This window comes from Mesorhizobium sp. M1004 (assembly GCF_040318795.1).
Taxonomy (GTDB): domain Bacteria; phylum Pseudomonadota; class Alphaproteobacteria; order Rhizobiales; family Rhizobiaceae; genus Mesorhizobium.
This window is the reverse complement of sequence record NZ_JAMYNB010000003.1, coordinates 297,125-315,109: the sequence shown is the minus strand read 5'-3', so window position 1 is coordinate 315,109 and position 17,985 is coordinate 297,125. Positions and strand designations below refer to the sequence as shown.

The window sequence follows — 17,985 nt, the reverse complement described above, 5'->3', positions numbered from 1 at the left end:
GAGGTGCTCCTGTTTTTTCTCTGCTCAGTGTCGGCTTTGGCCAGCCCAGCGTCAAGTTTGTGACCTGCAACGCCCGTTTGCGATGCAGCGCGGCACCTTGGCAATGCACCTGAGCGCAGGCTTTCGGAGCTATTGCAGATAGGGGATACGTCCGAGATGGGGTCGTAGGCGGAGTGCCAGCTTCTTTGCACCTTGTTCTACAACCAGTCGATCAGCTTTCGGCTCAAAAAATCTACCGGTCAGCAATGCGCTTTAACTCGACCAGAAAGTTCAATTTTGCGGCGGCCCGCGGTTGCGCCTCAAAATCGTTGTTAAAGAATGGCCCCTAATTCGGCTGATAATTGCCGCCCTCAAGCGGCCTCAGCCCGCGGGGCTTTCCCTTCTCACCAATTTCCCGTCTGGTTCTGCGCTGCACTCTTAAGCGCGAAAGAGGCGGATGTATCGAAACTGTCGGCGCAGGCCGCTTCGACGTCCGCTTCGGTCAAGCCAACGTCCCGCAGAAGGAAGTTGGACAGGTGACCGAGCCCACGCTTTATGTTGCGGCGGGTCCTCCACTCACGGACAAGGGCCAGCAGGCGTTCGAGCGGAGGGTCAAGGAAAGTGCCCGGCAAGCGGCGTGCGGTCTGGCCTATTGTCGTTTGCGTCATGTTACGCCAAGTCATGGTGAACCTCCGTTGATCGGGAATGCGAATGACGATGACGTGACGGCAGAAGGCGAGAAGGTACCAGGGCAGCTTCGGAAGCGTTCCGCTTCAGATTGTGAACTGGCCTCAGACCTCCGAAAGGCCTAACCTGCGGCAAAGGAGCGGTCGGCCATGACGCGACGGCCTTACGGACTGGTCTGCCCGATCTCGCACGCCTGCGAGTTCCTGGAGCCACGCTGGACAATCCAAATCCTGACCGAGCTCTGGAACGGCTCGACCCGCTTCAATGACATTCGCAAGGGGGTGGGCAACGTCTCGTCCGCCCTCTTGTCGAGGCGGCTCAAGGAAATGGAAGCGTTGGGCCTAGTCGAGCGCGTCGAGGACGAGGCGACGGGCACCATCAGCTATTTCCGTACCGAAAAGTCGATAAGGCTCGAGCCGGCGATGAACGCGCTGGCGGAATGGGCGCAGTGCAACATCGAGGCGGAGATCGCGCTCGCCGACGTGGATGTTTCGACCCTCATGTGGGCCGTGCGGCGAAAGATTGACCTCGCTGAACTGCCGCGGCGGCGCGTCATCCGCTTCCATTTCCGCGACGATCCCCCACCGAGGTATCCCCATTACTGGTTTGTGGTCGAGCCAGGCTCAGACTTGCCCGAGCTATGCTCGCTCGACCCCGGCCGGGACGTCGATCTTTACGTCGAGACCGGCGTTGTTTCGCTGGGAGCCATCCTGGAGGGCCGCTCCAGCATTGAGCGTGAGAAAGAGAGGGGCGGCCTTTTCCTCATCGGCGACCCCGGCCTCGCGCGAAGCATGGACCGTTGGCTGCGAATCTCGGTCTACGCGGCGCTTGAGGGAATCGTCCAGCTTCCTTGAAAGCCATGTTTGGAGTGCAGCCTTATGCAACCCGGCCCGAAAGAGAAAGCCGTTTGGGCTTGCCTCAAAAGCTATAACGCTATCATCTGTTGTTTATTGCTGTGCACTGAAAGCCGCCAGTCCGCATTCGGCCCCCATTCTAGACCTTTCCTGGCGTCCGCTTTGCGCCTGATTTCGGTCGTTCGGGGCGCGCTGACGGTTTCCTGAAAAGGTGCCTGTCCGTTCAGCCTATTGTCTGGCGAGGAGATCGGCACAATTCGGCATCCGCCATCGTAGCCGTAATTCGTCATCTCTCACCGGGTTGACAATCGCTCCTCAGGCGCCATGCTGCAGTGCAACATGGCTAGCTACGAAACCAGCATCATCAAGTCGTCGCGCATCGTATGCCTGGACGGGCTTCGCGCGCTTGCGGCGATCTGGGTGCTGGTCGGGCACTGCCTGCTTTTGACCGGCTGGCAAATTCCGATCGTCGGCGAGCCGGATCTCGGCGTCGACCTGTTCATCATGCTGTCCGGCTTCCTGATGGTGTTCCACTATCAGCTGCGCCAGGAAAAGGAGCCTTGGCAAAGATCGGAAACCTGGCTCAAATTCTGGACGCGCCGCTATTTCAGGATCGCGCCGCTGTTCTATGTCATGCTTTTCCTGGCGCTGGCGCTTGGCCCCTATCTCTACGATTGCAGGATCATCATCGACGATTTCCTCTCCAGATCGCACCAGGCGCCGGAACGCTACCTCGACGGCAGCCTGAAGAACATCGTCGCTCATCTCACGTTCCTGTTTGGGCTGGTGCCGAACCTCGCCTATCGCACGCCGCTGCCTGACTGGAGCCTGGGGCTGGAGATGCAGTTCTATGCCGTGTTCCCGGCCGTCATGCTGCTGGTGCGCAGGCTGGACTGGATCAGGAGCGCCCTTGTGGTCGCGGCGGCCGGCTGCGTCATCGTGTTTGCGATGCGGCTGTTGTCGATCCATTTTCCGATGCCGTCCTTTCTGCCGCTGAAGATACAGATATTCCTGTGCGGGATGCTGCTGGCCGGAGTCGTGCATCAGAGCCGACCGAGGCCGTTCCTCTATCTGGCATTGGCCATGCTTTTGGCGGCGCTGCCCTTTGGCGGCGACCAGGGGCTGGGCAAGCTTCTGGTGCGTGAAGCGCTTGTGGCGGGCTTCTTTGCGCTGGTTCTCTACCGCATGCTGCCTGGAAGGGCGGGAATGTTGGCGCGAGCGATCGCCGTGACGCTCAGCAGCCGGTTCTTCCACCTGATGGGCGAGCTTTCCTTCAGCATCTACCTGATCCATCTGCTGGTGCTGCAGCCCGTCGCGGCGTTCGTCATCAGTGAGTTCGGCCACGAACTGTCGGCGCCGCTGCGCTTCGCCATCGTCGTTGCCGTTGTGCTGCCGACGGTGACGTTGCTGTCCTGGATCACCTACACTCTGATCGAGGTCCCCGGCCAGAAGGCGGGCCGCTTCGTTGTCCAGCGCTTTGGCCGGAAAATTGCGCAGGTGCTCGAAAAGACCCCGGCGGAGTAGGGCGCCAAGCGCGGCGCATAACCACTGACGTTGCCTGCTCCCCCTGAGGGCGTTAGTAGCCCGCAACCGGAACATCACATGTGCTGGTGCATTGCTAGTGAACGCCAATTCGACTGGGGCGCAAAATGCATCGCGCGATCACAAATGCATGGGCAATGGTGCGAGAAGCCGTCGTTGGGTTCGTCAACGACAATGCTCTCAGCCATGGCGCGGCGATCGCTTTTTATGCCACAACATCGTTGGCGCCAATTCTGCTCATCGTGGTTGCAATTGCGGGTCTCGCATTCGGTCACGAGGCAGCCCAAGCGGCATTGTCCGCCCAAATCACAGGGATGATGGGTACAGAAAGCGCAAATATCCTGCAAACCGCACTGAAGAGCGCATCCGAAAAGCCATCCGGCGGCACCTGGGCGGCGGTGATTGGCATCATCACCTTGCTTGTGAGCGCTTCCGGGGTCTTCGGCGAAATACAGCAGTCCTTGAACATGATATGGAAGGTCGAAGCGCAGGGCAGTTCGTTGTCGCGCCTGGTGCGCGCACGTGCGGTAAGTCTGGGACTGGTCACCGCACTTGGCTTCATGTTGCTCGTCTCTCTAGTCGCGAGCGCGGCGATTTCGGCCCTAGGCAACCTCATCAACGCACAGTTGCCGTTCGGGACACTTGTCCTGGCCGTTATCAACGCGGTCGTTTCTTTTGTCCTCCTCGCAGCTATTTTCGCCGCTATCTTCAAGATCTTGCCTGATCGAACCCTGGAATGGCGGGATGTCTGGATTGGCGCTGTTGTAACCGCTGCCCTGTTCACGCTCGGGAAATCGCTTATCGGTTGGTATATAGGCTCCAGCGCGGTCGCGGCCTCATATGGGGCCGCCGGTGGGCTGCTCGTCATCCTGCTGTGGGCTTACTACTCGGCGGAAATTTTTCTTTTTGGTGCGGAAATCACTCGCGCCTATTCCATTCGACACGGCAGCAGGTCCGATCTGGATGCTGTGCTTCACAGTGCTTGACTGCAACACATGCCACTAACTACCAAATCGACTAGGCGCGCGGCGCACCGGCCGGGGCTTCGCCACATCACCCATCGGCGCCGCATCACCGAGCAGGGCACGCGAGCTGGATACGGTCGACACCATATAATGAGTGCAAGTGCGCTGGTTGGTCAAACCATGAGGGTCACAGTTTGAGTTGCGAAAGACGCGGTTCAGCGGCGACGCGGACGGCGCTTGCGTATCGGCTTTGTACTCGCGCGCCTGCCGTCCGGCGCCTTCTTGGCGGCAGCGGAGCGGTACAGGTTCATGAGGTCAATCAGGAGCCGAACAATGGCAATCGCAGTTGCAGCATCGAGCCAGCCCGCAATGCTTTTGAGCATCGGGATTGTTCTCCAAGCTTACGACGTGAAAGCGGTCGAAGGACCGGGGCGGCAGTGCTCCTTCGCCTGGTTTAGGCGAGGACTGCCACCCATTCGTTGTGGCACTCAGTTGCCAAGCAACATGACATGAAAAAGGCCTCCGAAGGAAGCCTTTGGATGGTGTGAGCGAGAATCTCCACCTAACAAATTATCCCACATTTTGTGCATGCAGCGCAAGCCGTTCGCTTGACCAAGGCGCGCTTGGCGACTTGATGCTGCTTGGCAGCGTGACCGTCACCCCGGCTCTTCGGCCGCAGCCGATGGTCGCTGTCGACACTTTCAGCAGCCGCAATGCGATGTCATTGTTGGCGCCGAAAACCACCGCTTCACGGCGCCTCCGCGAAATGGATACTTGCAAGCACCAAGCGCAAGCTCATGAGGCAGAGGGTGTCGGAGCGGGGTCTCATAGTGTGAAACGCCGAACGGATCCCGGGTCCCTGGAAGGGCGGCAGCAAAGGTTAGAGAGCCGCACTTCCAGGGAGGCTGGATCAATAGTCGTTGTTGTAATAGCGATCATCGCAAGGCGCCGTGTAGATCCGGCCGCGGCGGTCCTGGTAGCGGCAAAGCTGTTCGCCGCGGCGCTGCGGCGTGGTCGACTGGCCGATGACAGCGCCGAGCAAGGCACCGCCGGCGGCACCCACGACCGTGCTTTCGGTGTTGCCGCCCAGTGCTTGGCCGGCGAGGGCGCCGACACCGCCGCCGATGAGTGCGCCTGTGGTTGCCCTCTGCTGCTGTTCGGTCTGGGTCGCGCAGCCTGCAAGTGCTGCAGTCATGAGCACGGCGCCAATAGTTTGTCTGATCATCATCTTGGAACTCCTTTGGAGCCCCAAACGCGGATCGGGGCGAATGGTTGCCAGTTGCTGGCGCAATGCGGCCAAACGGCGGCACGCCCGCTCACGAAATGAGACGTGGTTTCTCGGGCCTTGAAGACAATGGTTGCCAAAGCTGAAACGCCTTGCACGAACCGGGCGATCGCGCCTCGGTTTGAATCCGCTTGAGGAGCAGCTACGCTGCCTCGTTGCGCATCGCCTTTTGCGCGGCGGCGATCAGGAATCCAGATCGGCTGTAGCCATGCCGTTCCGCATATTGATCGATTGAGGACATCTTCCGGGATGGTGACGTTGACGCGCACGACCTTCTTCGCCTCGGCTTTCAGGGCAACCAGGACGGCGACCCGGTTGAGATTGTCCTTGTCCGACATAACATCTTCCAGGGATGATGACTCGGGAATGGCTTCGCCATCCTCGACAAGGCCTTCGAGATGGAAGGCCAGGGCCTCTTCGGCCATGGCGCGGGCGTCGGCCAGGTTGGTGCCGGCGGTGGCCACGCCCGGAAAATCGGGAAAGGATACGCCGAAGTCGCTGTCCGCTTGCTTGTGGATCAGTCCGATATAGTGACGCACGGGTCGGTTCCCCCAAGGAGCGGCTTCGAGGCTCGATCAGACTATCGAGCCATTCGACACAAACTGTCGAGGTATTCCTAATGGGACCGTAGGAAGCTGCCTAGTAGGTTGGGCATGCCCCAGGCAGACATTGCCTGGGCAACGGTCGAGAGTGTGGGGAAAGTGCCAAAGTTAGATGGCGGGAACCAGACTGTGCCTAGAGTTCGCGCCGCGCAGTACGTGCGCATGTCGACGGAACACCAGACCTACTCGATCGACAACCAAGCGGATGCCATTCGCGACTATGCCGATATCATGGCTTACGACATTGTCGCCACTTACGAGGACCTCGGTCGCAGCGGTTTAAACCTTGGAGGGCGCCCCGGTCTTCAGAAGCTGTTGGCCGATGTCGAAAGTGGGCGAGCCGATTTTGAGACGGTTGTGGTCTATGATGTAAGCCGTTGGGGGCGTTTTCAGAACATTGATGAAAGCGCAGCCTACGAATACCGATGCCAGATGGCCGGCGTCCGTATCGAATTTTGCGCCGAGCAATTCGCAAACGACGGCAGCATCGGGTCAGACGTCCTCAAAGCAATCAAACGGAGCATGGCTGCCGAGCAGAGCAGAATGCTCTCGCAAAAAGTCTTCATCGGCCAGGCGAGATTGATCCGGCTGGGCTTCCGGCAGGGCGGGAAGGCCGGCTTTGGCCTGCGGCGCTTGCTTGTCGATCAACACGGCCGCTCAAAAGGCATCCTTTCATCCTACGAATACAAGAGCCAGCAGGCGGATAGAATAGTTCTGGTGCTCGGCCCGCCTGACGAGATTGCGACAGTGAAGTGGATTTTCAGTCACTTTGTCAGAACACGCAAGACAGAGCTGGAGATGGCAAGACTGCTCAACAAGCGCGGCGTGCTCAGCGATTTGGGGCGACCATGGACGCGGGAATCCGTGCACTCGGTGCTGACCAACGAAAATTACATTGGCAACAGCGTCTGGAACAAGCATTCGGCCCGGCTGAGAAGCCATCAAGTCCGAAATCCCCCGGAACAGTGGGTGCGGGTGGAAAACGTCCTGGAGCCGATCGTCGACCGCAAACTGTTCGACCGGGCGCAGATCGTGCTCAAGACCATCTATCGCCACATGACCAACGACGAGATGCTGGCCGATCTTAGGGCACTTCTGGCTCGCCGTGGCGCCTTGTCGTTGGCCATGATCGACGCGGATCCCGGGTGCCCGCCGGCCCAACGCTACCAGTGGCGTTTTGGAACCATTGTCAAAGCCTATGAACTGATCGGATACGAGCCATCCAAAAACTACCGCTTCATCGGCGTGAACCGGCACCTGGAATCAATGAGGCTGCAGATTATCCGGGATCTTGTGGGCGCGATTGATAAGCAGGGCGGGGTTGCTGCCCATGACATGGCGATGGACCTCCTGCGGATAAACGAGGAGATCACGGTGGCGATTACAATGGGCCGATGCAGGGTTTCCGGCTTCGGCTATCCACGCTGGTTTTCCAAGGCCGATAAACGGCCACTACCCGACATTTTCGTCCTGATCCGTATGAATCCCGGCGACCTGACCATTCGGGACTATTTGATTGCGCCTGCCCACGAGATCGCGGGTAAATCGGAACTGCATGCCATCAATGGGATACCGCTGGACAGCTATATTTTTCCCACGCTCGACCCCATTATCAGGTTGGCAGAGCGAGAGCCTGTCGGAGGCGTGGCTTGGTAGTCAAGCGCTTAGCCAAGGACGCCGCCTACCGTGCGTTGGAAAACGGTGGCGACAGACATGCGAGCAATATTGTTGCTGGCGCATTAGGGTCCAAGAAGAGGCTTCGTTCACACGAATTTTTGGCGACCTACGATACGGAATGCAAACGCATGCGCGATTTCGTAACGCAAGCGGCAAAGTCTGAACAGAGCCTAGACCGGATAGTAGCGGCGCTCCACCTGATGATGCGCGACAAGCAATTCTGCGCCACGCTGGTGTCCGAGGGCTTCAGGACAATGCCAAGCCTACTGGCACATAGGTTGCGTGGCGCGACCCGCGAGCCGCAAATGTTCTGCTCTCCCGGAAAACCCGCTTCCGAGACAGGCGAGAACCGGAAAGCCGTTAACGGAATTTGCCCTGATGTCCTCGACCTGCTTCGGGACGCGCCGGTAAAAACAAAAATCTTCGGGTTGCTCCAGAAGGTGCTGCCAGCCAGGCAATTGGAGATTGCCCGGCTGATGGTGGCGATGGACCGGGTCAGGATCACCTACGCGAGACTACTCGTCGCTCTGACACCGCAAGCCCTGCTGGTCGAGGGTTTTAATCTCTCAACGATCACCACACAGGCGGAAGACCAGCGCGGCGCGATGGTGCTCGATGTCGGCGCGGTAAGCCTTGCGGTTCTCAGCGCCGCGGAACGTCATGGCCAGGTGGGCCTGGAGCTTGTCGCAGCCAACCGCTTTTTCGACCAGTTGATGGATAATTCCAGAGTGGTGCGGTATCTCGCCCGGACCTTTCCGGGGCATTTTGAAGAGTTTCACAGCTTCTCGATGCCATGCCTCGAACAGGGGCGCTAGATGGTCGGACGTCAACTCCTATAGAAACCGATAGCCGTCGCCGGGACGCAAACAACAGAACCAATGTGACTTCTGTCTATGCCTCGAAAAGCCAACCCCGCCGAGCTTGCCGCAGCCAGAATGCTCGCAAAGCGATTTTCGATCGGCTCTCGGCCGCGCGGAATCGCTGTCATGTCTTCGGCAAGCCGGCCCGGTTCGTTGCTCATAGCGGGTTGATCGGCCCAAGAGGCCGGGATGGTCGTTGGGCAACTTGTTGACGGCGCTGGTGTTCACCTCACGCCCAACGCGATTGAACTGCAGCTGACCGTCGATGTCGTGGCTGAGAATGTCCTTGAGGCTGTCCTTGGGCGTCGCCGGGTCCAGCCGGGCGTCATAGTAGGCCGGGTCGAGAATGAGAGGCTGCCGATCATGCAACTGCTTCATCGGTTCTGCGGCAGGCTCGGTGATGATGGTGCAGCTGGTTATGTCGAGATTGGAATTGTAAGCCCAAAGCCCGGCGAACGAGAAAGGCGCGTGGCCTGGCTGGTAGATGTGCCAAGGGTCTTTCTTGCCGTCGGCTGGCGATATCGTCCACTCGGAGAAGCCATCGGCAGGGATCAGGCAGCGCTTGGACTTGTAGGCGTCGCGGAAGGCGGGCGCTGTATCGATGCCCTCAATCCTCGCATTGAACATAGCCGCCTTGGGCATTTCCTTTGCCCAGAAAGGGACCAGCCACCAGCGCCCTTCACGGAGCCTGTGGTTGCCATCCTCACCGGCAGTGACGAATGGGACATCCTGAGTCGGCGCGATGTTGTACCGGGGCTCGTCGTTGCGGCCCGTCTCCGCCGGCGCAGTCAGGCGGTAGAGCCGGTGGATTTCCGACCACGACAGATATTTGGTGTAACGTCCGCACATCGCTCTGCCTCAGTTGCGCAGGAGTTCAGGCACGCTGAGCGGGCCAAGGTCGGAATTCTCCTATACTCGTCGCTGCGGCGCCAGACGCCGCGTATCTTGGCGGCGGTGACCGATTGATTGCCTTCGCCAGTAGCCTTGCGGAAGGCTCTGGGCGACCACAGAGTTCCCCTTGGTGTGCGCCGTGGAGGCAAAAAGGGCAAAGTCGACGGCGATCATGCCATGTCCCTCTCACTGCGGACTTAGCAAAGGCTCTCGCAAGGAATGCCGTCCTTGTCGCGGTCGAGCTTGCCGCCCCAAGAGCAGTTGGCCAAATACCAGTTCGCCTCGTTGCATGAGCTGATCTGGGGACAGGTTCGCCGTGGCTGACAAGAATAGCTCTGCGCCACCTGCCCATTACGCATGATACCGAGTGGTTGTTTTGCTGACGGCCTGGTGGTGCCGTTCGCATGCTCTGCGCGCCAATCCCATGGCGCCTGAAACGCTCCAGCCCACAGACCGACCTTCGCCGCCTGGGCCTTCGCCTGCTGTCTTGCGTAGGCTCCGTGGCTGTAGCGCGGCCAATCTAGTGCCAAGCCCCGCTCGACAAGCCAGCTCTGGACGTTGCGACCGTCGGCGCGATCGCAATCCCCAACAAGCCGGCCGTACCGGTCTCGGTTAACAAAGCTGCAATACAACGGACGCGATGCAGCCAGGAACTCGTCCAAGGCTTGGGCAGCATGGCGCCCGCAGGCGTATTCGAAGCCCTTAGCGTCTTCGCAATATTGCTTACTCTCGGGCGCATCGATGCCGTTGAAGCGGATGCGCTGTCCGTGGATCTCGATCGTGTCGCCGTCGATCACAGACGCGACACCGGCGATCGGCGCCGGCTTCGAGCCGAACCAATTCGATGCATTGATCTCTGGCAAACTTTCGCTGTGCTGGATGGCGGTTTGCGCGACCAGAGCGCCAGCCGCTACCGCAGTCACCAAAATCAGGCGCCGCGGCACATTCGCCCATCGGTGCGCACGGCTATGCTTGGCACCGGTTCGCTTTCGCCAGCGATCAGATCGATTGTCGTATCGGTATTTGTCCACGCCCTCATCCCCGCAGAGAGGATGCGACTGTTTCAACGAAGAGTCCAGAAGACGAGACGCGCGGAATGCTAGCCCCGAAGCCGATGCGTGCCGACGCCCCCTCGACTTCGATCTCGGTTAAGGGGGTTCGATGACCTGTTGGGGTGCATTCGGCTGTCGGGCCTGACCGGCGCGCTCCCGAAGGTGCGTTCACGCGGGAAAACCGGCCATTCTGAAGCCTGACGTGAAAAGCTCGAGGTCGACTTGGTGGGCGAACGGGAGACGTGAAATCAGCCGGATAGTCAGGTCGTGTTTCCTTATCAGTGCTTCCTGAACTTCAGCACGCGCCTTCTGCGTCTCGCCCAAATGAGCGTACGCCGCTGCGAGAAAGGCATGAATGAAGAATTGGTCGCCGGCCTTCTGATACGAACCGACGGCCTCCGAGTACCTTCTTAGCAGAAAGAGGGAGCTGCCCTTCACCTCCCAGAACCATATTGGAGGTAACGGGTCGCGCAGCAGCGCAGATTCAAGCACGTTCAGCGCGCTCTCGGCCCGGCCGCCGTAGTTGAGCCAGCTTGCGTAGTCCCCCGCTATGTTCACGTCCAATGGGTTTAATGAGCGCGCTTGCTCGAAATGCACTCCCGCGTCGCTGTGCTGGCGCATGTGCGTAAGCACCAGGCCCATGCTCTGGTGACAGACGCCATCGCTCCTGTCGAGAGCGAGCGCCGTTCGTGCCGAGTCCCAGGCGTTCTGTAGCGTCCGCGGATCGTTGTCGTACCAAAATCTGCCGACGAGCGCCTGCGCGAGGAAGGCGTGGCCTTGAGCGAACGTCGCATCGAGCTCGACACACCGGACGAATAGGGGCTCGGCCATGTCCAGTTCATACCGGTAGAACTGTGCGCGCCCCTGCAGGTAGCAGTCGTATGCATCCCAATCGGCCGGAGGCTTGCGTCTGGTCCTGCTCGTCGAATCGGCCTCCGCCTGGCCTTCGACCATCGAGGCGATGAGAGCCGCAACCTCGTCTTGCAATGCGAAGATGTCGTCGAGGGCCCTGTCGTAGCGTTGGGCCCACAGGTGGGTACCGGTGGAAGCGTCAATCAACTGTGTGGTGATCCGAATGCGATCACCGAGCTTTCGTATGCTGCCTTCGACGAGGTAGCGAACTCCGAGTTTGCGATGGACTTCGGCAATGTCCAATGCCGGATAGCGAAACTGAAAAGATGAATTCCGCGCGATGACAAGGAGGGAGCGGAACCTGGCCAGCTCCGTAATTATGTCCTCGGTTATGCCATCGCTGAGATACTGCTGGTCCTGATCGCCGCTCAAATTGGCAAAAGGCAGGACCGCAATCGACGGCTTGCCGGACCCTGGTATCGGTCTGCGGGATGCGCTCGCCACCGGCTCGACAGTCCCGGTGAAGCGGTAGCCGACGCGAGGCACCGTGGCGATCCACTCGCCGCCGTTGTCAGCCGGACCGAGTGCCTTTCTCAGTGTCGCTATTTGGACCGTAAGGTTGCCTTCCTCAACGGCGGTTCCCGGCCAGGCAGCGTCCATCAGTTCGGCCTTGGTCAGGATCTCGCCGGGCCGGGCCGTAAGCGCAGCAAGCAGCGTCAGCCCACGATGCCCAACAACGATCGGGATCTGCTCTTTCAGGAGCGTCCCGACGTCGGGATCGAGTACGAACGGACCAAAAGCGATGCGTGTCCCCTGCATCTGGGCATATTAGACGTTCCGGCGGTTTTCGGAACAGTGTCGGCACCCCTTTAATCCCGGGGTCGCTTTCGAGGCCTATGCCCAGAACGCGGCCACCTGTCCATCGATTAGAAGATAGCGATCGGGCGCTGGCCGCTGCGCGCGAATGTCCGGAGTGGCTACCCCGACTGCGTATTGGCCTGCGCCGCTGATCAGAGATAGGGAACCGCAGAACTGACCGGAGCAAGGCTGGCGGTAAAGCATCGATATTGCTGTTGTGAATCTAGGGATTTTGGGAGGTACTCCCCAGCTTCGGAGAAAGATGGGCATTCGGAGAGCAGTTTGGGTGGGAACGTTGTGTCCGCTCTCCCCAGCTTTCGGCCGCACATCCCGCAAACGCCGGGCTTCCGGGAAGCCATGAAGGGATCGGAGAATGGTTAGGACCTCGAAGGTGGTAGAGGATCAAGAGTTCGAACCCTCCGACAACATCTGCTTTTTAAAGAAATCAATAAATTTCCGCGTCTTCAGCGGCAGGTAGGCGCGGGAAGGATAAGCGACCCATACGGCACTCTCCTGCGCCCCGACGCTGATCTTCCAACCAGGGAGGAGTTGGACAAGCCTTCCGCTCTTGATGTCCTCATCCACCGACCACTCCGGCAGCAGCGAGATCCCGACGCCGTCGCGTACCAACTGGCGAAGCGCCAGTGTGTTGCTGGTCCTGATCTTCGCCGGCACGGTCAATTCGATATTTTCGAGATCCCGCCTGAACAGCCACAGCGGCATTTGAGGTGAATTCGTGGTCGGCAAACAGACATGCGCACCAATGTCTTCTGGCCGATCGACTGGAGGCACTGAAGACAGATATTCTTTCGACGCCACCAAACGACGCTCGATTGTCTTTAACTTGGAGACGATGAGGTCGCCGGTCGGACGCGGCCCGAGACGCAAGGCGACGTCGACCTGCTGGGCAACGAGGTCCACCAAAGCGTCCGAGAGCAGCAGATCAATTTCAATGCGCGGGTACTGCGCGCAGAATCCGGCCAGCAGTGGCGCGACGACCGCTTCGCCGTAGGCGTTTGAGGCTGTAACGCGCAACATGCCGCTTGGCTGTTCGACGGTGGCAAGCGCTGCTTCGCGGGCCGCCGCAACCTCGTCCACAATAGGCAGGATGCGAGACAGGAAAATCGCTCCGGCCTCCGTCAACGACAGTTTCCGGGTCGTTCGCTGGAACAGTCGTGTCCCAAGCTGTGCTTCCAGTCCAGCTATCCTGCGAGACAATGTCGATGCCTCGCTGGCTTCGGCCCGCGCCGCAGCCGCAATGCTGCCAAGTTGAGCGACGCGGCAGAATGTCTTGAGGTCGTCAACGTCCATTCATGCAAAATTGGCATGAATATCATGCCAAATACAAGCATTATCTCTCAGTCATCATCGTTTATATCGATACAACGACAGATAGCCGAGCCTTCCAAGGAGAGATCTATGAAGTGTGAAATCAAACGTGTCCTGTTCGGCTGGCCGCTGGCGGTGACGGCAGTGGCTGCGTTTTTGCTCGCCTCTGGGGCGACCGAAGCCGCGTCCAGCAAGCCCACCATTGTTCTGGTTCACGGTGCGATGGCAGACAGTTCGTCTTGGAATTCAGTGATCCCGATTCTCTCTCGCGATGGCTACACGGTCGTGGCAGTAGCGGACCCGCTTCGAAGCGTCTCTGGCGATGCCGCAGCCGTTGCCAGCGTGGTGGAGAGCATCGACGGGCCTGTTGTGCTGGTTGGCCATTCCTATGGCGGGTCCGTCATCACAAACGCCGCGCTTAACGGCAAGAATGTCAGGGCGCTGGTCTATGTCGCCGCATTCGCGCCTGACAAGGGCGAGAGCGCCTTCGCTTTGATCAGCAAGTTTCCGGGTAGCGAGCTTGGCGCGGCTCTGGCCAAGCCAATTGCGCTCCCAGATGGCAGCCTTCAGTTGAGCGTTGATCCGGCAAAATTTGCCGGACCCTTTGCCGCCGACCTGCCTATGGAGCAGGTGACGCTGATGGCTATTACGCAGAGACCTGTTGCCGAGACCGCGCTGAAGGAAGCTTCAGGCGCGGCCGCCTGGAAAACCCTTCCGTCGTACTTCGTCTACGGCGCGGCCGACAAAAGCATCCCTCCGGCTCTGCACGACTTCATGGCGAAGCGTGCGCACGCGCGCGAAGTCGTGGTCGTGCAGGGTGCATCGCATGTTGTCATGCTTTCTCATCCGGCAAATGTTGCTGAAGTGATCGAGGAGGCGGCGCAGGCCCATTGAGCGATCACCGTCACCTGAGAATTCAGGTCTCTACCCCATTTGCGGCGCCAAACTGCGCCCAATTGCCATCAAGGACAGACACATGACGAACTTTCCCATTCACTCCATCGAAACGGCGCCCGGACCTTCCAGGCCGGCACTTGAGGCACTGAATTCAGCCTTCGGCTTCATTCCAAATATCGCCGGCACGATGGCAACCTCGCCTGTGCTTATCGGCAGCTTGACCGACCTCTTCGCGCGGGTACATGGCGGGAGCTTCAGCGAAGCGGAGATCCAGATCCTGCTTTTGACAAATGCAGTCACCAACAAGGCAGAGTGGGCTGTGGCCTTTCACTCCTATCTGGCGATTGCCGAGGGGGTCGGCGCTGAATCTGTCACCAGCATCAGAGATGGCGCTCTACCTGTGGACGCCAGGCATGCGGCTCTGGCGAAACTCACGCGTACGCTTATCGAGAGGCGCGGTGGGCTCAGCGAGGTGGAAAAGCGCGAATTCCTCGATGCGGGTTTTGATGAGAGCCGGTTGCTGGAGGTGGTCGCCGTTCTTGCGGCGTCTACGATAACCAACTACACGTCCAACATCACCCAACCGCCGCTGGAGACGCCATTTCAGCCGCATGTCTGGCAGGCAGGTAGGGGCTGATCCGGACAGTAGGCGGTCGTGCCGGGCGCGTTCGACGCGCGCGGAGGCAAAGACCATGTAACGCTAGGACCGAGTAAATTTGCCACGCGGCCGTCATCGAGCTTTCCATGTCGCGTGATCTAATCTCAGCTATGCCCAGGTGGCGTTCATCAATCAGCTGATGGTCGGTTTCAGACGTTCGTCTGCCGACCCTTTCGTCTGCTATCATTCTTCGGCGGCCAAAAGCCGACCTTCCGCTTCCGGCCCCATGCAGCCATTCCAGAACGGTGGCCTAGCACCGCTGGAACGTGCAGAGCAAATGACGGACACGCGGCCTAGCCATGTGCATCCTTAGTCTGAATTGACAGATACTATGACGCCCACGGGAACTTGAGCTCGACCTCTCCCCCCCAAAGATCGCGCGTCTCCACAAACCCCCATGGTCGCACTTTCTCTAACAACTCCTCGGAGCTTCTCTTCAGGTTGTTTATGACTTTGATGTCGTTTTGAATGTTTCTAGTGAGGCGCTTTCGTCGGGTCGGACGGCTTTCGGCTTCAAGCGCTTCCTCAGAGGCCGCAAGTCGGTTCTTGATGAATTGCACCATTTGGCGCGAATCGTCTCGGTATTCTTCATAGGCAGCGATCGATTGGGCTTTTTCCTCCTTGGTCCAAGGGCCAGCAAACCAAATCTGGTTGTTGCGGATATCGATTGTGATCTGGTCGGGATGGGGGATGATTTCCGGTAGGTCTTTTAGGCCAAGTCGAGCACGTCGCTCGAGTTCTTGCTCCGCCCAGATTTTGTAGTCTATGAATCCTGAAAGGTTTTCGCGTTCAATTCGGGCCTGCTCCTGCTGGGCAGCATGCAACAGTTCGGTAGCTCGGCGCTGGGCGTGTACGTTGCCCTTGAGAGCATTGATGCCAATCGCGCGCACTACGGCCCGTGCGACCGATAGCTTGATCGAGCGGCCGCCGTCATTGATCTTGATGGAGCGCTGAGCTTCCTCCAACACGATGGATGTGAGGTCGCTATCCTTCACTTTGTTTTTGGAACCACGCGGGCGACCGGCGGGATTGCCGGACCGACCCGGTTTGAATTTTCTCTCGGCAGGCGGCTTGGCATAGCCGACCTCATAGTGCCGTTCTGGCTTCTGTGAAGAAGGCTCGCCACCTCTGTTGCTTCCCTTCCTCATTGTGCTGCCTCCTGGAATCTAGAACCGGTTGATATGCCATCGATTAGGCGGATTGCTTCGTCCTTAGCGTAGACCTCCCAGCGTCGGATGATGCGCTCGCAATAGATCGGGTCGAGCTCGCACAGAAAGCCGCGCCGGCCAGTCTTCTCGGCAGCAATGAGCGTCGAGCCCGAGCCGCCGAAAATGTCTAGGATGATATCCCCGCGGCCAGAGCAGTCCTTGATCGCGTCGGCGATCATCTGAACCGGCTTAACCGTTGGATGAAGCGCAAGCTCGTCCATTCGGCCGGCCTTCAAAGTGTTGACGCCCTTGTACTGCCAAACGTTGGTTCGATAGCGCCCGTGCTGACCAAGCTCGAACGTGTTGATGTGCGGCGCCTCGCCATTCTTGAAGGCAAAGATCAGTTCATGGCGAGAGCGGTAGAATGTTCCCATTCCGCCATTGTCCTTTGCCCAGACGATCAGGTTCTTCAGGTCGGAATAGACACCTTCGCCGGCCTTGAGCATTTCACCCATATGGCGCCAGTCCATGCAGATGAAGTGAATTGAGCCATCGCAGGAGTGACGCACGAGATTGCGAAACGAGGCGCCTAGGAAGTCGGTGAACTCAGTAGAGGTCATCTCGCCCGAAGCCATCGCAAACTCGCGATGCTTCGTCTTTCCCGAACCGCCGACGTGTCCCTGGATCTCCACGTTATAGGGCGGATCGCTAAATACCATTCTTGCGATTTCGCCATCCATCAGGGTGGCGATCACCTCAGCGTCGAGCGCGTTGCCACAGACCAGACGGTGCCGGCCAAGCTGCCAGACGTCGCCTAAATAACATCGCGAGGCTTCTTCGAGCGGAGGTAAGGAGTCGTCTTTGGGGTTGCCTTCTTCCTCTGGGATCAGCCCTTCCACTAGGTTGTCGATCTCAGCGATCGAGAAACCGGTGATCTCGGCGCCGAAGCCAAGGTCCACATCGACATCCAAGAGCGCTTTGAGTTCTTCGGCAAGCAAGTCTTCGTCCCAGCCTGCGTTGAGAGCCAGCTTGTTGTCCGCCAGTACGAAGGCGCGCTTCTGCTGCGGCGTCATCGTGTGCAGCATGACGCAGGGGACCTGGTCCATTTTGAGCAGCTTGGCTGCCTCGACCCGGCCATGACCGGCTAGAATAGTTCCCTCCTCATCCAGCAGGATCGGGTTGGCGAAGCCGAAGGTTGTGATGCTGTCGGCGATCTGTTTGAGCTGTTTGCGGGAGTGCGTCCTTGCATTGCGCGCATAGGGCGTCAGCGATGCAATCTGGCGGTATTCAATCTGCAGTCCCTCGTTGTGCGTTCTAGTGCCAGTGGGTCGTTCTCGCTCTCCATCACGAGGGCTTAACTTACATGTTCTATTCTTGTTCGACATGCGTAATCCTTTTGTTCACACATTGTGTAAGGTCCGACCGACACTGGCTGCGCAAAGCGTGGTGGCGGCTCTCGGCGCCGCGAATAAGGACGCGCCCACGCCCGGCAACTAACAAATGTCTTGGGGTGATTCGTTTTATCGCGTCGAGATCGTACTATTTCTGTCCCACGATCTAATCACTCACACACTAAACGGCGCTGAGTTGAAGGCGACCAATTTGCGTCAACGGCTGTCAGAACGGTTCTAGCCGAGATGCGAGATAGCCCGCTTCGCGAAGGTCGAGGGACTGCAGGGATTTCCGGAGTTCCTCGCAAAGGCAATCAAGGACGCTGTCGTCGCCGTCCGATCCCATGTGCCGAGCGGCCCGATGCTCAAAGAAGAGACAAAGCCATAAGTCCTTAGCGCTTCCACGCCAAGGCGAACGGCCGTCCCGGACATCTGTGGCGATCGTGCGGTGCATACGA

General features: G+C 59.1%; 16 protein-coding genes and 1 pseudogene. 7 read left to right on the top strand and 10 right to left on the bottom strand.

Annotated features, from left to right (window positions below):
* Window positions 1-383 precede the first annotated feature (383 nt).
* Entirely contained in the window at window positions 384-647 is a 264-nt protein-coding gene (locus NKH54_RS08470) for a DUF1127 domain-containing protein (protein WP_353028016.1), read from the bottom strand.
* A 168-nt stretch (window positions 648-815) separates the two neighbouring features.
* On the opposite strand from NKH54_RS08470, the gene NKH54_RS08465 reads away from it, so the two are divergent.
* The 3 genes from NKH54_RS08465 to NKH54_RS08455 all read left to right on the top strand — a co-directional run bounded on the left by NKH54_RS08465 (window position 816) and on the right by NKH54_RS08455 (window position 4,048).
* A complete protein-coding gene (locus NKH54_RS08465) occupies window positions 816-1,520 on the top strand; it encodes a winged helix-turn-helix transcriptional regulator (RefSeq protein WP_353028015.1) in 705 nt (234 codons plus the stop codon).
* A gap of 339 nt (window positions 1,521-1,859) precedes the next feature.
* Window positions 1,860-3,044: an acyltransferase family protein gene (locus tag NKH54_RS08460; RefSeq protein ID WP_353028014.1), complete on the top strand. Its 1,185-nt coding sequence runs from the start codon at window positions 1,860-1,862 to the stop codon at window positions 3,042-3,044.
* A gap of 125 nt (window positions 3,045-3,169) precedes the next feature.
* Window positions 3,170-4,048 (top strand): YihY/virulence factor BrkB family protein, encoded by an 879-nt coding sequence (locus NKH54_RS08455; protein ID WP_023830230.1) that lies wholly within the window; start codon window positions 3,170-3,172, stop codon window positions 4,046-4,048.
* 194 nt (window positions 4,049-4,242) lie between these two features.
* Here NKH54_RS08455 and NKH54_RS08450 read toward each other — a convergent pair whose 3' ends face one another.
* The 3 genes and pseudogenes from NKH54_RS08450 to NKH54_RS08440 form a co-directional block, all read right to left on the bottom strand.
* Window positions 4,243-4,410 carry a hypothetical protein gene (locus tag NKH54_RS08450; RefSeq protein ID WP_023834013.1) on the bottom strand — a complete coding sequence of 56 codons (168 nt, stop codon included), beginning with the start codon at window positions 4,408-4,410 and terminating at the stop codon, window positions 4,243-4,245.
* A 527-nt stretch (window positions 4,411-4,937) separates the two neighbouring features.
* Window positions 4,938-5,255: a YMGG-like glycine zipper-containing protein gene (locus NKH54_RS08445; protein WP_023731577.1), complete on the bottom strand. Its 318-nt coding sequence runs from the start codon at window positions 5,253-5,255 to the stop codon at window positions 4,938-4,940.
* 199 nt (window positions 5,256-5,454) lie between these two features.
* A pseudogene (locus NKH54_RS08440) lies at window positions 5,455-5,851 on the bottom strand (type II toxin-antitoxin system HicB family antitoxin).
* Between the two features lie 114 nt (window positions 5,852-5,965).
* Between NKH54_RS08440 and NKH54_RS08435 the strand changes: the two are divergent.
* Together NKH54_RS08435 and NKH54_RS08430 are read left to right on the top strand one after the other, a co-directional pair.
* On the top strand, window positions 5,966-7,570 hold the full coding sequence (locus tag NKH54_RS08435) for a recombinase family protein (RefSeq protein WP_353028013.1): 1,605 nt from the start codon (window positions 5,966-5,968) through the stop codon (window positions 7,568-7,570).
* Window positions 7,564-8,406: a plasmid partitioning protein RepB C-terminal domain-containing protein gene (locus NKH54_RS08430; protein ID WP_353028012.1), complete on the top strand. Its 843-nt coding sequence runs from the start codon at window positions 7,564-7,566 to the stop codon at window positions 8,404-8,406. The genes NKH54_RS08435 and NKH54_RS08430 overlap by 7 nt, the downstream gene beginning before the upstream one ends.
* Before the next feature lie 18 nt (window positions 8,407-8,424).
* Here the strand turns inward: NKH54_RS08430 and NKH54_RS08425 are convergent, their stop codons facing one another.
* From NKH54_RS08425 to NKH54_RS08410, 4 genes are all read right to left on the bottom strand, one after another.
* Window positions 8,425-9,300 (bottom strand): SOS response-associated peptidase, encoded by an 876-nt coding sequence (locus NKH54_RS08425; RefSeq protein WP_353028011.1) that lies wholly within the window; start codon window positions 9,298-9,300, stop codon window positions 8,425-8,427.
* A 239-nt stretch (window positions 9,301-9,539) separates the two neighbouring features.
* Window positions 9,540-10,373, bottom strand: a complete 834-nt coding sequence (locus tag NKH54_RS08420; RefSeq protein WP_353028010.1) for a thermonuclease family protein — start codon at window positions 10,371-10,373, stop codon at window positions 9,540-9,542.
* 189 nt (window positions 10,374-10,562) lie between these two features.
* Complete coding sequence (locus NKH54_RS08415) at window positions 10,563-12,065, bottom strand: winged helix-turn-helix domain-containing tetratricopeptide repeat protein (protein ID WP_353028009.1); 1,503 nt, start codon at window positions 12,063-12,065, stop codon at window positions 10,563-10,565.
* A gap of 441 nt (window positions 12,066-12,506) precedes the next feature.
* On the bottom strand, window positions 12,507-13,415 hold the full coding sequence (locus NKH54_RS08410; RefSeq protein ID WP_353028008.1) for a LysR family transcriptional regulator: 909 nt from the start codon (window positions 13,413-13,415) through the stop codon (window positions 12,507-12,509).
* Window positions 13,416-13,547: 132 nt separating this feature from the next.
* Between NKH54_RS08410 and NKH54_RS08405 the strand changes: the two genes are divergently transcribed.
* Together NKH54_RS08405 and NKH54_RS08400 are read left to right on the top strand one after the other, a co-directional pair.
* Window positions 13,548-14,327, top strand: a complete 780-nt coding sequence (locus NKH54_RS08405; RefSeq protein ID WP_502898697.1) for an alpha/beta fold hydrolase — start codon at window positions 13,548-13,550, stop codon at window positions 14,325-14,327.
* An 82-nt stretch (window positions 14,328-14,409) separates the two neighbouring features.
* The gene (locus NKH54_RS08400; protein ID WP_353028007.1) at window positions 14,410-14,967 is read left to right on the top strand and encodes a carboxymuconolactone decarboxylase family protein; all 558 of its coding nucleotides are present in this window, start codon (window positions 14,410-14,412) and stop codon (window positions 14,965-14,967) included.
* A gap of 350 nt (window positions 14,968-15,317) precedes the next feature.
* Here NKH54_RS08400 and NKH54_RS08395 read toward each other — a convergent pair whose 3' ends face one another.
* Together NKH54_RS08395 and NKH54_RS08390 are read right to left on the bottom strand one after the other, a co-directional pair.
* Window positions 15,318-16,136, bottom strand: coding sequence for a DUF5681 domain-containing protein (locus NKH54_RS08395; protein WP_353028006.1), 819 nt, complete (start codon window positions 16,134-16,136; stop codon window positions 15,318-15,320).
* Window positions 16,133-17,521 carry a site-specific DNA-methyltransferase gene (locus NKH54_RS08390; RefSeq protein ID WP_353028005.1) on the bottom strand — a complete coding sequence of 463 codons (1,389 nt, stop codon included), beginning with the start codon at window positions 17,519-17,521 and terminating at the stop codon, window positions 16,133-16,135. Before NKH54_RS08390 ends, NKH54_RS08395 begins: the two co-directional genes overlap by 4 nt.
* Between the last annotated feature and the right edge of the window lie 464 nt (window positions 17,522-17,985).